This window comes from Paraburkholderia sp. EB58, assembly GCF_050436665.1.
Classification (GTDB): Bacteria; Pseudomonadota; Gammaproteobacteria; order Burkholderiales; family Burkholderiaceae; genus Paraburkholderia.
Window position 1 is genome coordinate 146,978 of record NZ_JBNDMQ010000011.1, and the last position, 14,034, is coordinate 161,011.

The 14,034-nt window shown below is 61.4% G+C and carries 11 protein-coding genes; 8 read left to right on the forward strand and 3 right to left on the reverse strand.

The features are described from left to right. The first annotated feature begins 99 nt into the window (after positions 1-99). Both P3T40_RS18355 and P3T40_RS18360 read left to right on the forward strand, forming a co-directional pair. Positions 100-1,632 carry a sugar ABC transporter ATP-binding protein gene (locus P3T40_RS18355; RefSeq protein WP_429269147.1) on the forward strand — a complete coding sequence of 511 codons (1,533 nt, stop codon included), beginning with the start codon at positions 100-102 and terminating at the stop codon, positions 1,630-1,632. A gap of 25 nt (positions 1,633-1,657) precedes the next feature. Beyond that, positions 1,658-2,704, forward strand: a complete 1,047-nt coding sequence (locus P3T40_RS18360) for an ABC transporter permease (protein ID WP_429269148.1) — start codon at positions 1,658-1,660, stop codon at positions 2,702-2,704. A 109-nt stretch (positions 2,705-2,813) separates the two neighbouring features. Here the strand turns inward: P3T40_RS18360 and P3T40_RS18365 are convergent, their stop codons facing one another. Together P3T40_RS18365 and P3T40_RS18370 are read right to left on the reverse strand one after the other, a co-directional pair. Continuing rightward, positions 2,814-3,170: a hypothetical protein gene (locus tag P3T40_RS18365; protein ID WP_429269149.1), complete on the reverse strand. Its 357-nt coding sequence runs from the start codon at positions 3,168-3,170 to the stop codon at positions 2,814-2,816. Between the two features lie 243 nt (positions 3,171-3,413). Continuing rightward, positions 3,414-4,730 carry an MFS transporter gene (locus tag P3T40_RS18370; RefSeq protein WP_429269150.1) on the reverse strand — a complete coding sequence of 439 codons (1,317 nt, stop codon included), beginning with the start codon at positions 4,728-4,730 and terminating at the stop codon, positions 3,414-3,416. A 306-nt stretch (positions 4,731-5,036) separates the two neighbouring features. Here P3T40_RS18370 and P3T40_RS18375 point away from each other — a divergent pair, with 306 nt between their 5' ends. The 6 genes from P3T40_RS18375 to P3T40_RS18400 all read left to right on the forward strand — a co-directional run bounded on the left by P3T40_RS18375 (position 5,037) and on the right by P3T40_RS18400 (position 13,149). After that, positions 5,037-5,813 (forward strand): N-acyl amino acid synthase FeeM domain-containing protein, encoded by a 777-nt coding sequence (locus P3T40_RS18375; RefSeq protein WP_429269151.1) that lies wholly within the window; start codon positions 5,037-5,039, stop codon positions 5,811-5,813. Between the two features lie 151 nt (positions 5,814-5,964). After that, complete coding sequence (locus tag P3T40_RS18380; RefSeq protein ID WP_429269152.1) at positions 5,965-8,907, forward strand: putative bifunctional diguanylate cyclase/phosphodiesterase; 2,943 nt, start codon at positions 5,965-5,967, stop codon at positions 8,905-8,907. A gap of 46 nt (positions 8,908-8,953) precedes the next feature. Then, positions 8,954-9,442 carry a TIGR02594 family protein gene (locus tag P3T40_RS18385; protein ID WP_429269153.1) on the forward strand — a complete coding sequence of 163 codons (489 nt, stop codon included), beginning with the start codon at positions 8,954-8,956 and terminating at the stop codon, positions 9,440-9,442. Positions 9,443-9,514: 72 nt separating this feature from the next. Further along, entirely contained in the window at positions 9,515-10,204 is a 690-nt protein-coding gene (locus tag P3T40_RS18390) for a head GIN domain-containing protein (protein WP_429269154.1), read from the forward strand. A 200-nt stretch (positions 10,205-10,404) separates the two neighbouring features. Further along, positions 10,405-12,588, forward strand: a complete 2,184-nt coding sequence (locus tag P3T40_RS18395) for a tetratricopeptide repeat protein (protein WP_429269155.1) — start codon at positions 10,405-10,407, stop codon at positions 12,586-12,588. 159 nt (positions 12,589-12,747) lie between these two features. Next, positions 12,748-13,149: a VOC family protein gene (locus tag P3T40_RS18400; protein WP_429269156.1), complete on the forward strand. Its 402-nt coding sequence runs from the start codon at positions 12,748-12,750 to the stop codon at positions 13,147-13,149. Between the two features lie 42 nt (positions 13,150-13,191). Here P3T40_RS18400 and P3T40_RS18405 read toward each other — a convergent pair whose 3' ends face one another. Continuing rightward, complete coding sequence (locus P3T40_RS18405) at positions 13,192-13,917, reverse strand: DeoR/GlpR family DNA-binding transcription regulator (RefSeq protein ID WP_429269157.1); 726 nt, start codon at positions 13,915-13,917, stop codon at positions 13,192-13,194. Positions 13,918-14,034: the final 117 nt, after the last annotated feature.

Below are 14,034 nucleotides of genomic sequence, written 5' to 3' on the forward strand. Positions count from 1 at the left end.
TTTCAGGAAAACGCCGGGCCGCCCCAAGTTTTCCTGACCCCCTCGGGGGGGCCTGGCGCGAAGCGACAGGTTAGGGGCACTTTTTAGATTGCATGGACTATGAATTCAGACGCTGCTTCCGTACCGTTCCTGCAGGTCGTAGGTGTGCACAAACGCTTTACCGGTGTGCACGCGCTGCGTGGCGTGAGCCTGTCGTTCCAGCGAGGACAGATTTATCACCTGCTCGGCGAGAACGGCTGCGGCAAGAGCACGCTGATAAAGATCATCTCCGGCGCGCAGCCGCCCGACGAAGGCGAGCTCATTATCGAAGGCGTGTCGCATTCGCGCCTCTCGGCGCTGGAATCACTAGCGGCGGGGATCGAGACGGTGTACCAGGATCTCTCCTTACTGCCGAACATGAGCGTGGCCGAAAACGTCGCGTTAACTTCGGAGCTGGCCGAGCACAACGGCCGCCTGACACGTACCTTCGACCGACGTGCACTGGCGAAAACCGCGGAGCGTGCGCTCGCGGCTGTCGGTCTGCCCGGCGACGCAGATTTTCAGTCGACCCTGGTTGAACTATTACCGCTCGCGACCCGCCAGCTCGTGGCGATTGCACGCGCCATTGCGAGCGAGGCAAAGTTCGTCATCATGGACGAGCCCACCACGTCGCTGACACAGAAAGAAGTCGACAACCTGATTGCAGTGCTAACCAATCTGCGTGCGCAAGGTGTGACAGTGCTGTTCGTGAGCCACAAGCTCGACGAATGCTACGCAATCGGCGGCGAAGTGATCGTGTTGCGCGACGGCCAGACCATGGCGCAAGGACCGATCACGAACTACACCAAGGCCCAGATCAGCGAACTGATGACAGGCCGGCATCTGTCGAGCGAGCGCTATCGCGAAGGCGGCTACGGCGCCGAGGTAGTGCTCGATGTGAGCGGTCTCACGCGCACCGGCCAGTTCGCCGATGTGTCGTTTGCGTTGCATCGTGGCGAGATTCTCGGCGTAACCGGCCTGCTCGACTCGGGGCGCAATGAGCTGGCACGCGCGCTAGCGGGCGTGGCGCCCGCGCAGCATGGCGAGATCGTGCTGGACGGCAAACGCATTGTCTTGCACACGCCTTCGGACGCGAAGAATCACCGCATTGGCTATGTGCCGGAAGACCGCCTGAACGAAGGGCTGTTCCTCGACAAATCGATTCGCGACAACGTGATCACCGCGATGATCTCGAGCTTGCGCGACCGCTTCGGCCAGATTGACCGGACCCGCGCGCAGACTCTCGCCGTGGACACCGTCAAGGAGTTGCAGATCGCAACGCCTGACGTCGACAAACCTGTGCAGTCGCTTTCGGGCGGCAACCAGCAACGCGTGCTGATTGGCCGTTGGCTCGCCATCGATCCGCGTGTGCTGATTCTGCATGGTCCGACAGTTGGGGTGGACGTCGGCTCCAAGGACATCATCTACCGGATCATGCAGCGCTTGTCGCAGCGAGGCATCGGCATCATCCTGATCAGCGACGACCTGCCCGAACTGCTGCAGAACTGCGACCGTATCCTGATGATGAAGAAGGGGCGCGTCGCGAACGAATATCAGGCCGACCAGTTGAAAGAAGCTGACCTGTACCACGCGCTGCTGTCGGAAGCCGCATAGAGTAAGCTGAAAGGACGTTACACGCATGAACCCGCGCATCAACCAGACCATGACCACGCCAACTGTCATCGACGTCGCACCAGAGGTGAAGCCGCTCGGCTGGCGGGCAAAACTCGCGCGTCAACCCGAATGGTTTACGTTCGGGCTGATCATCGTGATGTGCCTGATTGTCGGCGCGATCAATCCGCGCTTCTTTCAGCTTGCGACGTTGTTCGACATGCTGCATTCGGCCACTACCGTGTCGCTGTTTGCGCTTGGCACGCTGGTCGTGCTGGCCTCGGGCGGCATCGACGTGTCGTTTACGGCAATCGGCGCGCTGACCATGTATGCGATCACGAAGGCCGTGTTCGCGTGGTGGCCCGACGAGCCGTTCGCGTTGATCCTGATCACGGGGGCGCTCGGCGGCATTGTGCTCGGTCTGATCAACGGCGTGCTGGTGTACCGGCTGAAAGCGCCTTCGCTGATCGTGACGATCGGCACGCAATATCTGTATCGCGGCATCCTGCTGACCTTCATCGGCACGACGTTCTTTATGAACATCCCGCACAGCATGGATCGCTTCGGCCGCATCCCGCTGTTTTTCTATCAGACTTCCGATGGCTTGCGCGCTGTGTTGCCGGTCTCGGTACTGGCGCTGGTGGTGGCTGCGGTAGTGACATGGTGGCTGCTGAACCGGACGATGATGGGGCGCGGCGTGTACGCCATGGGCGGCAGCCTGGCGATTGCAGAGCGCCTCGGCTATAACCTACGCTCGATCCATCTGTTTGTGTTCGGCTACACGGGCATGCTGGCTGGGATCGCGGGGATTCTGCACGTCTCCAATAACCGCCTCGCGAATCCGTTCGACCTCGTTGGATCCGAACTCGATGTGATCGCGGCGGTGATTCTTGGCGGCGCGCGCATTACGGGCGGCACCGGCACAGTGGTCGGTACGCTGTTGGGGGTGGTGCTCGTCACCCTGATCAACAATGTGCTGATCCTGGTGGGCGTGCCGAGTACGTGGCAGAAGGTCATTATCGGCGCGTTCATTCTGCTCGCCGGGACCCTGTTCGCCTTGCAGCGCAAGGGGTAGGGGTGTGACAGGCCTGCGCGCGCCTCGAAGACGGCGCGCGATCAGCGCATAGGAGTACCGCAGATAACGGCGGTGGGCAATCGCAGCAGCACCCGACCGCCGCACCCAATTACAGCGCGTATTGCAAAGCCAGATCGAAACCGATCACCACGAACGAGCAGCCGATACCCACCAGAACGTTCGAGACCCGATGTTCGAAGTCCGGATGTTTGGTGATGCCCGCGCCCGCGAGGAACACGATTTCCACCAGAATCTGCAAGCCGACGAACGTCAGCATGAGCAGGAATTCATAGCCCATGTACCTGAAGTTCGCGAAGTTCATGCCGTAGTCGAAAATCCAGCGCCCAACCCTCCACGCCTCATAGGCGAGCAGCAGAATCGGGAACAGGTAGCTCGTCACGTACGTGGGTACCGTCGCGTGGCGTAACTCGAGGTGGAAATGGTGAGGTTGATGAGCCGTCTGCATGTCTCCTCCGTTTTCACGTCAGTCTGGGACCAATGCTACTCGTTTGACTGGAAATTCGCAGGATGGTGCGATTCGACAGCGGGCCGTTGGTAAACGAGCCTGACTACCGGTCGTTTTGTCCGCAGGGGTGGGCGCAGCCGGTAAGTTTGACGCGCGAGACAGGTCGCCTCGCGCCATGCTCAGCAGTGCTTCAGTGTCGCCTCAGTGCAACACGCACTCCTGGTACATTCACCTGGCAGATCTCTATGAACCTGCTGCGACGTGCTCGTCTTCGTGACCCAACGAGCGGACCTGCCTAAGCGCGGGGAACAGTTTCATCCACAGCAACGCAACGGCGATTGTCGCCACGCCGCCCACCAGCACGGCAGGTTGAGCCCCCCACCAGCCGGCAGTCAGACCCGACTCGAATTCGCCAAGCTGATTCGACGAACCGATGAACAGCGCGTTCACCGCGCTCACGCGTCCAAGCATCTCGTCAGGCGTGCGGAGTTGCACGAGCGAGAGGCGCACCACGACGCTGATCACATCCGACGCGCCGAGCACCGCGAGCGCCAGCAGTGAAATCACGATCTGATGCGAGAGCCCGAACACGATCGTCGCGGCGCCGAATGCGATGACCCCGCCGAACATGGCCAAGCCAGGCCGTTTGCGCAGCGGAAAGTGCGCTAGCCAGATCGTGCCGGAGAGCGCGCCGACCGCCGATGCGGAGCGCAACAGGCCGAGTGCCAACGGCCCCGCGTGCAGAATGTCGCGGGCAAATACCGGCAGCAGGGCAGTCGCGCCGCCGAACAGGACCGCGAACAGATCGAGCGAAAGCGCGCCCAGAATGACCGGCTGGCTGCGGATGAAGGCGATCCCCGAGAAGACCGATGCCAATGTCACAGGTGCGCGGGTGGCCGGCCGGGCCTGTAATGGAATACCCCAAACGAGCGCGGCGGCACAAGCAAACGTTAGCGCGCACACGAGATACGCCGGACCCGCGCCCACGCCATAGAGCAGGCCGCCCAGCGCGGGACCGACGATCTGTGCCGTCTGGCCGGCCGAGGTCGCCCACGCGGTGGCCTGAGGCAACTGGACGCGCGGCACCACGCCGGGCAGTAACGAGGACACGGCTGGCGATTCGAAGGCGCGCGCAGCGCCAACGCAAGCGGCCAACCCATAGATGACGGGGGCGCTCAGCCAGCCACTGAAGGTGCCCAATGCAAACACCAACGCAGCGACGGCTTCGGCGCTTTGACAGACGGCAGCAATGCGCCGGCGATCGTAGCGGTCGGCGACGTGGCCCACGACGAGCGTCAGCGTGAACATCGGTAGAAATTGCGCCAGGCCGAGAAGGCCGAGGGCAAACGCGCTATGCGTGAGTCCGTAGATGTGCCAGCCCATTGCGACCGCCAGCATCTGGAAGGAGAGCGAAGAGAGTACCCGGGTACACCAGAAGCGCTGAAATGGCTTGCTGCGCGGCAGGCTGCGGTGTGCAACGGCAGCGAGCGTCTCGTCGGCCGGTGCAGCGGAGGCCTGAGGTCGGGGCTCGTCGGGCGTTTCTGCGGGTTGAGAGTTCATGAGGTCGCAAAGCGCGATTTAGCAAGGCGCGGCATGGTTAAAGGGCGCAAGTTTAGTGCAAGCGCAACGATCTGGCTTGCGCATCGGCAATGCGCCTCGGCGGATGCGCCGGGCCCCGGCCGTCTGATGCCAGGGTGTGATTGATTGGCGTCCTCACTAAAGCGAACTTTCCAGAAATATTAGATAGGACTCACCCGTAAATTTGAGTTCGTGAGAGGCTTGATTCGTCGTACTGAAGCGCGGATTGAAATGCGTTTCCCGGTGCGACGTTTCCTTTTCTCTTATCAGCTAAGTGGGGTTACATAAATGGATCGCATAAATCCTTCAGTATTAGTCTCCGAATTCGATAACGGACACGCCGCCAACCCGGAGAACGCGGACACGATTCCGCTCAGGAAAACGGAAAGATTGCCGTTTACCATTCGTATAGTCACCGATGATGAGTCCCTTCATAAGGCTGTCGTGATGCGGCAAATGGCTTACAGCCGGCATTTGCCTGAATTTGCCAGCAAGATGACCGTTGAAAAGGGGGATTACGAGCCCGGAACGGTTGTGCTGCTGGCCCAGTCGAAGCTGGATGGCGGACCGCTCGGCACCATGCGGATTCAAACGAACGAGTTTGCACCCCTGGCAGTCGAGCAGTCAGTGCAGTTGCCCGACTGGCTGCAGGGCGCGCGCATGGCGGAAGCGACGCGGCTGGGCGTGGCCGGAGGGACGATTGGGCGGATGGTCAAGATCGGCCTATGCAAGGCATTGTTTTCATACTGCCAGCAACAGCAGATCGACTGGATGGTCATTACGGCGCGTTCGCCGTTGGATCGCGAGTATGAAGCCATGCTTTTCCGCGACGTTTTTGGCCAGAATGAATTCCTGCCCATGTCGCATGTAGGCGGGTTGCCGCACCGGGTGATGGCCAAACCGGTGGCTGTGGCGCGTGAGCGGTGGGCGGAGGTCAGGCATCCGCTGTTTAAGTTCGTGTTTCAAACCCACCATCCGGACATCGATTTATCCCGGGTAGATTTATCTTTTGCACGAGAAACGGTAGGATGCTTGGAGGCTCCGCAAATGGTTCATGGCAGGTAAGACAAAATAGTCCAGCCAATCGGCAGGCCAACTAATGGCGTGTGGCAATGGCAGTGCTATTAAGCTCTGCCATTGCCTAAGTACAAGCGCTGCCGCACTAGGGGAATTCCAAAGGATGGAATTGGCGACGTTCTTTTCGCGGTCGAGGTACATGCGCGCGGGGTCGTTCATCGACTGGCTACTGTTCGCATTCTCGGTTTATCTCGTGCCGGGACTCATCGCGGCTGCGACGGTCGTCGCATTGCTGTGGGCGCCGCGACAATTCGAGTCGAAGGGTTCGCTCGTCGTCAACCTGCATGTCGTTCCTGACAAGACCGCTTCGCTTACCCCGGCCGAGGCGCTGCAAGCGCTGAGAGGGCAACTGCAGGCTCCTGCCACCAGGCGTTATGGCACCAGGCTCGCCGAAACGCCCTTCTGGTTTCTGCTCGATGTACCCGTCGTCAGTCCCGGGCAGCCTACGCTGATTGAATTTCCCTCGCGTCACGCACAAACGCTCGCCTGCTGGAACACGTCGAACCTGGCGTTACTCGGGCAAGGCGACCGCCGGCGGACCAGCGGCAAGATCAGCCCGATCAAGGCGGGGTTCGAGCTGGCCGTCGACGCGTCTGTGGCGACCCAGGGGACCATCCTGTGCCGCGGGACGTTCTCGGGCCCCGCGTATATGAGTGCGCTTGCGTGGGACGCGCATGCGCTCGACCGGTCCGCGCTCGACTTCCAGGAAAACTCGGCTTTGATTGCCGGCGGCCTGCTGACGCTGGCCGTGTTCGTGTTCGTGACTGCGCTCATTAACCGTGAGTGGACGTATGTGATTTTCGCGGCGTGGCTCGTCGGCAATCTGCGGCTCTGCGCGAATGCGATGGGCTGGGACATGGAATGGATCGGCCGCATCATTTCGCCGGATCACATCCAGTGGCTGCGTCAGGCGACGTTTGCCGTCTATTATCTGCTCACCGTTGCATTGTTCGGCCAGTTGTTCCGCCGCGAACTGAAGGTGGCGGGCTTTCGCTGGATGCTGCGAATCGTGCAGTACAACGGGCTCCTGCTGCTCGCTGCTGCCGCCACGCTGCGCTACGCACAGTTCATCCCGGTGCTCTGGGCACTGAGCAGCTTCGGCATGGGCGTGCTGATCTTCCTGCTTGCGAGGCTGGTGTGGATGACGCATTCACGCACCGTGCTGTGGTACGTGGCGTCGATGGCGGTGGTGCTGTTTGCGACCTTCTCCGAAGTGCTGGGTGCTGCGTTCGGTATCAAGCTATTGTTCGGCGGCGTCAATCCCGTGGTCGCGGCGCTGTCGTCGAGCATGTTGGCCGCGTTTGCGATTGCCGAGCAGATGCGCGCCGAGCGCGAGCGCCGTCGCCGGATGCAGACGGAACTGCGTAATACCTATGACGTCACGCCGATCGGTCTCTTCACGCTGAATGAGAACGGTCATTTCGTGCGCGCCAACCCGGCGTTGCGTTCGATGCTCGATCTGCGCAAGGCCGAATACAAGCTACGTCTCTGGAAAGATTACTTCGAGCCGGGTGCTTGGGGCTCATTGCAGGCGCTTGCACAGAAGGGCAGCGAGGGTGAACTCGAACTCGGTGGTTCGCTCGAATGCGGCACGGCCGAGCGGCGTTACTCGCTCAAGGCGACACACTCGGGTGGCTGGATCGAAGGGTCGCTGCAGGACGTGACGGAACGCGCGAAAGCGATCGAACGCCTGCATTTTCTGGTCGACCATGATCCCCTGACCGGCTCGCTGAATCGTCGCGGTGTGGAGCGGGCCATCGCTGAGCAAAGCGAGGAGCACACGCCGTGGGCGCTCGCGTATATCGACCTGGACCGCTTCAAGCTCGTCAACGATCTGTTCGGTCACCGTGCAGGCGACGAGGTGCTCAAGCAGGTCTCAGCGCGTGCCCGAACGCTGTTCCGGCCCGAATACGCGGTGGGGCGCATCGGTGGCGACGAATTCATCTGCGTGATGAGCAACACCCTGATCGAGGACGCGATCGCGCAATGCCGCGAACTCGTCACCTTGCTCAGCGCTGCCCCGTATCAGGTCGGAAATTGCGCGTTTCAGGTGAAGGCGTCGATTGGCCTCGTGGAGTGCTCGCACGGCGTGCGGGTGCAGGACGCGCTGTCCCACGCGGATGGCGCGTGCCGTGAGGCAAAAGGCGTGGCGCATGGGCATCTCGTCACTTATCACAAGGGTGCGGCGGCGTTCGAGGAACGGGCCAAGGAACTCATGCTGGTCGAGACGCTGGGTCAAAACCGCTTGCCAGGTGGGCTGTTCCTCGTGATGCAACCAATCATGTCGCTCGCCGCACCGACCGATTCGCTCGACTTCGAAGTGTTGCTTCGCTGGCGTGCCCCGGACGGCTCGATACTGCCGGCCGGCAAGGTGATCGTGGCGGCGGAGGAGTCCGGCAACATTGCCGGCATCGACAGGTGGGTGCTCGCCACAGTACTCGAATGGATCGAGACGAACCGGCATGCTTTGCCGAAGACGCGTTTTGTGTGCGTCAACCTGAGCGGCGGCTCGCTCAACGACGAGCAGTTCATGGAAGACATCTTCGCGTTGTTTGCGCGCTACCGTCCCATCATCCGTTACCTGTGCCTCGAAATCACCGAGAGCGTTGCGCTGCACGATCTGGAGAACACGCAGCGGTTCGTTGCGCGCGTCCATGATATGGGCGGCAAGATCGCGCTCGACGACTTCGGTGCGGGTTACACCTCGTTCAAGTATCTGAAGGATTTGTCGGCCGACGCCTTGAAGATTGACGGCGAGTTCATTCGCACGATGTGCGAGCATCCGGCCGACACGGCGATCGTCGAGGCGATCGTCGCCCTTGCTCGGAACCTCGGTATGCGCAGCATTGCCGAGTGGGTCGAGGATGCGAATACGCTGCGGGCGCTCAAGGAAATCGGCGTGGACTATGTGCAAGGTTTCGTGATCGCGAAGCCGCAGGAGTGCGCCGCGATCCTGACGGCCGGCTCAGCCGCCAGCTTCATCAGCGATCCGGACGCGCAATGCTTCGTCGACAGTCTGGTCAAGCCGGCACCGAGCCTTGAAGAGGTGTATGAAATGCAGGTGCGGGCTGATCTGCACTGAGTGGCTGAGGGGCAGTTACGCATCCACCCAGGCTGATCTGCACACAATGATCGAACCTCAATACGACCTCGATTCACGCAATGCCCCACCGTGGCTCGCTATTGCCCGCATGGAAACCGGCGTCGCCCAATATCCGGCAGGGCAGAGTAATTCGCGCATTACCGAATACCACGAGCACACGAATATTCGCGGTTACGACGACAAAGCCTCCTGGTGCTCCTCGTTCGTGAACTGGTGTTTAGCTCAGCTTGATATAGCCGGCACGGGTTCGGCGCTGGCCCGCTCCTGGCTCGATTGGGGCGAACCGCTCGCACAACCGGCTTTAGGATGTATTGCCGTGTTGTACCGCGACGAGCCGGATAGCTGGAAAGGCCATGTTGGATTTTTTCTGCGTGCCGATAGCGAATCGGTTTACCTGTTAGGCGGTAACCAGCTTGGCCGGGTCTGTGAGAATGCTTATCCGCGTGAATCGGTGCTCGGTTATCGCTGGCCTGCGCTGATGACCCGCAAGGACTCGATTTACGGGCGCGTTTGACGCCTCTCGCCGGTCAGGCGCATCATCCGCAACCTGAGCGGCCGCGAGCCGGGTTAAGGAGTCGAAAAGATAATGAAAGCGTCCATTGTTCGATTTGCCGCAGCGGCGGCCTTTAGCGTGCTCGCGAGTGTTGCTGTGGCCCAGGGTAGCCCCGGCAGCGTGATCCGGGTGTCTACGGACTCCAGCGCCGCGTCGGCCGCCGACAAGACCGAAACACGGCAAGCCGGTAAATTTTCAGGAATCGATTTGCGTGCTCCAGCGGACGTGGTTGTGTCGATTGGCGCAAGCCCGTCGATCACGGTGTCCGGTCCGGCGGACGTGGTGCCGCTGCTGCTCACGTCTATCCACGATAACGTGCTGACCATCGAGCTCAAGGAGCATGTGACGCTCATCAGGGCGCTCAAAGTCGCGATTACGACTCCCTCGCTGGAAGCCGTCAATCTGGCGGGCTCGGGATCGATGAATGCGTCGGGCATCAATGGCGATTCCTTGAACCTCAACGTCTCCGGGTCCGGCTCGATCGTGGCTTCGGGCCAAGTGAATGCTGTGAACGTCGCCATCCATGGCTCGGGAGATGTTGACGTCCGTGCCGTGCATGCGGAAGCGTTGCACGCGAGCGTGCGCGGATCGGGCGACCTGCATGCCTACGCATCAAACGCGGCAATCGTCGATGTGGCAGGTTCGGGCGACGTTCAGATCAGTGGCAAGCCGGCCACGAAAATTGTTCATCGGTCCGGTTCGGGGGATATAAGTTTCGAGTAGCCGTCGAACGGGAGCCTATCCCCTGAATAGCGTGCCCCAACACGCTCATTTCGTCCCATCGCGCCACCCTCAGCTGCCGTAACCTGCTTGTTGGGGCGCTCCCGTTGTATCGGCAGCGCCTCAACCGCGCATCGGCACCGGACCCGACAGGGAACAACTTTCCCCGAGCTTACAACCGCTGACATCAGCGTTCACCATCCATGACATCGGCATCAACGCTCGCGCCTGCGAAAACGGAATCTCATCAGTTGGCGCATTCGCTCTGCGCGGCAGGGAAGTTTGCCGAAGCCCTCGCATTGCTCAAGCCCGTGCTCGATTCACGAGAAGGCGTCGCCGAACAGTTGCTGGCGGAAACGCTGAATGTCGCAGCGGTCTCCGCGCTCGGGCTGAACCAGTTTGCGGACGCGGAAAATTATTGGCGCCAGGCGATCGCAGTCAAACCCGATTTCGTCGACCCGTACAACAACCTCGGCATCCTGCTTAAGGGCCTTAACCGGTTGCTGGAAGCGGAGGCGATGTTCCGTAGCGTAGCGGCTATCCGGCCCGACCAGGCTCAGGCCTACAACAATCTCGGCGCGGTGCTGTATAGCCTCAAGCGTTTGCATGACGCAGAAGCGGCCTACCGGCAGGCCATCGCCGTCCGCTTCGAGTACGCCGATGCGCACTACAACCTGGGCATCGTGCTCTACGATCATCGCCGTCTGCACGAGGCGGAGGGCGCTTATCGGCAATCACTGGCGGTGCGGCCAGACTGTGCCGAGGCGCATAACAATCTGGGCAATGTGCTCAGAGAACTCGACCGCCTTTCCGAGGCGGAGCAGGCATACCGGCAGGCGCTGACGGTGCGTCCTCAGTATGTCGAGGCCCTCAATAACCTCGGCAGCGTACTGAAAATTTTCAAACGGTTCCCTGAAGCGGAGCTGGCTTGTCGGCTCGCAGTTACGATTCGTCCGAATTACACCGAGGCGCACAACAACCTCGGCAGCGTGCTGGCGGACCTCGAGCGGCTACCGGAAGCCGAGGCGTCCTACCGGCAGGCGCTGGCGATCCGCCCTGACTACGCGGAGGCGTACTACAACCTGGGCATCGTGCTGCACAAACTCGAGCGGGTGGCCGAGGCTGAGATTGCGTATCGCGAGGCACTGCGCATCAACCCGGCCGGCGTCGAAGCTCACAACAACCTGGGCAGCGTGCTGCAGGCCCAGGAGCGCTGGCAGGAAGCTGCCGCCTCTTATCAGCAGGCACTAGCGCTGCGCCCCGATGTCATCGAGGCGCTCTACAACCTTGGCAACGTGCTGAAGGAACTCAACCGCTTGCCTGAGGCCGAGGCGGCTTACCGGAAAGCCATCGCCATCCGCGCGGACTATGCCGACGCAAAATTCGCCCTTGCAACGCTGCTGATCAGTACCGGCGAGTTCGAAGAAGGATGGCAGCTTTACGACTTCCGCTATACGAAGTCCGATTTTATCCATCACAAGACGCTTGCGATGCTGCCATGCCCGCAGTGGCGCGGCGATGCGCTTGCGGGCAAGTCGCTGCTGGTCTGGCAAGAGGATGGTCTCGGCGACATGCTGCAGTTTGGCCGCTATCTGCCGCTGCTCAAGGCGCAGGGCGCCGCGCATATTACCGTCGTCTGCCTGGCGCCGCTGCACCGCTTGCTGGCGGCGGTAGACGGGGTGGATGCGGTACTCGATCACCGGGGCGGCCTCGAGCGGGCCTCCAGCTTCGATTGCTGGACGAGCTTGCTGAGTGCACCGCTGCATCTGCGCACGACCTTGGATACGATTCCGCCCGTTAACCCTCTGAGACCTGCGGAGTCTGTCGTCGAACACTGGCGCTCGCGTCTGGCGACGCTGCCCGCAGGGCGCAGAATCGGGCTGGTGTGGAAGGGCAATCCACGACACCATAACGATGCAAATCGTTCGCTGCCGTCCCTCGCTGCTTTGGCGCCGCTGTGGAGCGTGCCGGATATGCAGTTCGTGAGTCTGCAAAAAGGCCAGGGGGAAGAGGAGGGCCAGTCGCCTCCGGCCGCCCAGCCGCTAATGCATCTCGGCTCGGAGACGACAGATCTGTCGGACACCGCGGCGATCATCGCGCAGCTCGATCTGGTGATTTGCGTCGACACGTCCGTTGCCCACCTGGCTGCGTCAATGGGCAAGCCTTGCTGGGTCATGCTGCCCGGACAGGGCCTCGACTGGCGCTGGATGCACGCGCGGACCGATTCGCCGTGGTATCCGCAGACGGTGCGGCTGTTTAGGCGCGCTGCGGACGAGAGCTGGTCTGCAGTGATCGAACGGGTCCGTGAGGCGTGCGTGGCGGAGGTCGCTACCGCTTGCTTCGGAGGCCTGATGATATCTTCCGTCAGCAAGACATCCGCGGCGTAGCGCAAGTGCCTGGCGAATGAGGGGAGTGCGAGCCAGCCAGCGCGGATAGCCCGAGCGTGGTATTTTGCCTTGGTGGTAGGCGGTTGGCGTTGCTGGCGCATCGCGCCTGCAAACGTCCTACCTGTCCCCAACGCGATCTACACAACACTCTCGACGATCATGAGCTTCTCGATAGACAGCATCGACCACATCGTTCTGAACGTAGCGGATGTGGAAGCTAGTGCCGAATGGTATGTCCGCGTGCTGGGCATGCAGCGTATCGACTTCGATTCGCGCACCGGCGTGCGGGTCGCCGTTCATTTCGGCGCACACAAGATCAATCTGCGGCCGAAAGATGCGGACACGGTGGCATGGTTCACCGGCGTCGCGCCAGTGCCGGGCAGTGCAGATCTCTGCTTCGTGACCCAGGCGAGTCCGGACGCGGTCAAGGCGCATTGGGTCGCGCAAGGTATCGCGATTGAGGCCGGCCCAGCCGCGCGATCCGGCGCTCGTGGTCCGATGACGTCAATGTATTGCCGCGATCCGGATGGCAATCTGATTGAGGTGGCCACGTATCCTTGATGTGGCAAATGAGGTGCGGCAAATCAGGTCACCAATGCGGCGTCACTTGCGCCGCCGCAACTCCTGGCCTTTCTCGGTGATGATCGAATCGAAGTCGTCGACCTGCGAGAAACGGACTGCTTTGACTGCGCCGAACTTGCTGGTGTCGACCACGAGGTGCCGTTCGACGGCACTCGCCATGGCCGCCTGCTTGAGCGCGACTTCATGAAAATTCCAGCACGTGACGCCACGCGCCTGGTCCACGCCGCCCGCGGAAATGAAGGCCTTGTTGATCCCCATCCGGCGCAGCATCTCGATGCTTTCTTCCCCGGCGAACGAATCCGATGACGGCACGTAGACCCCGCCGAGCAAGATCATTCGCACGTTGGGTTTGCGTCGCAGGATTTCCGCGACGTTCAGCGAATAGCAGACCACGGTGACATGCCGCTCGGCCGGAATCAGCCGGGCCAGCGTGGTGAGCGTGGTGCCGCAATCGATGAAGAGCGTTTCGTTGTCGGAGATGAGCTTGGCCGCGAACGCCGAGGCCTCGGCCTTGGCTTGCGCGAAGTGATCCTTCTCCTGCTCCAGCGAATAGCCGGCAGTGTTCGGCACATCCGTCGCGCTGACGATGTAGCCGCCGAGATAGGTGAACTGCCCGGGACTCGCGGCCACGTCGCGGCGCACCGTCATTTCCGACACCCCGAGCAACGCGGCCGCGTCGCGCAGGCGCATCACGTTTTGTCTGGCCAGCGCGTCAGCGAGCGCGCGAAGGCGATCAGTTTTCAGCATGGAAGTCCCGGGCCCGTGACGCAAAGGGTGCGTTATATTTCGTTCGAAATCGTGAAAGAATTATAACAAGAGCGGCCGGCCGCGGCGAGCAATTGAAAGCACAATCGCGCGCTCCGG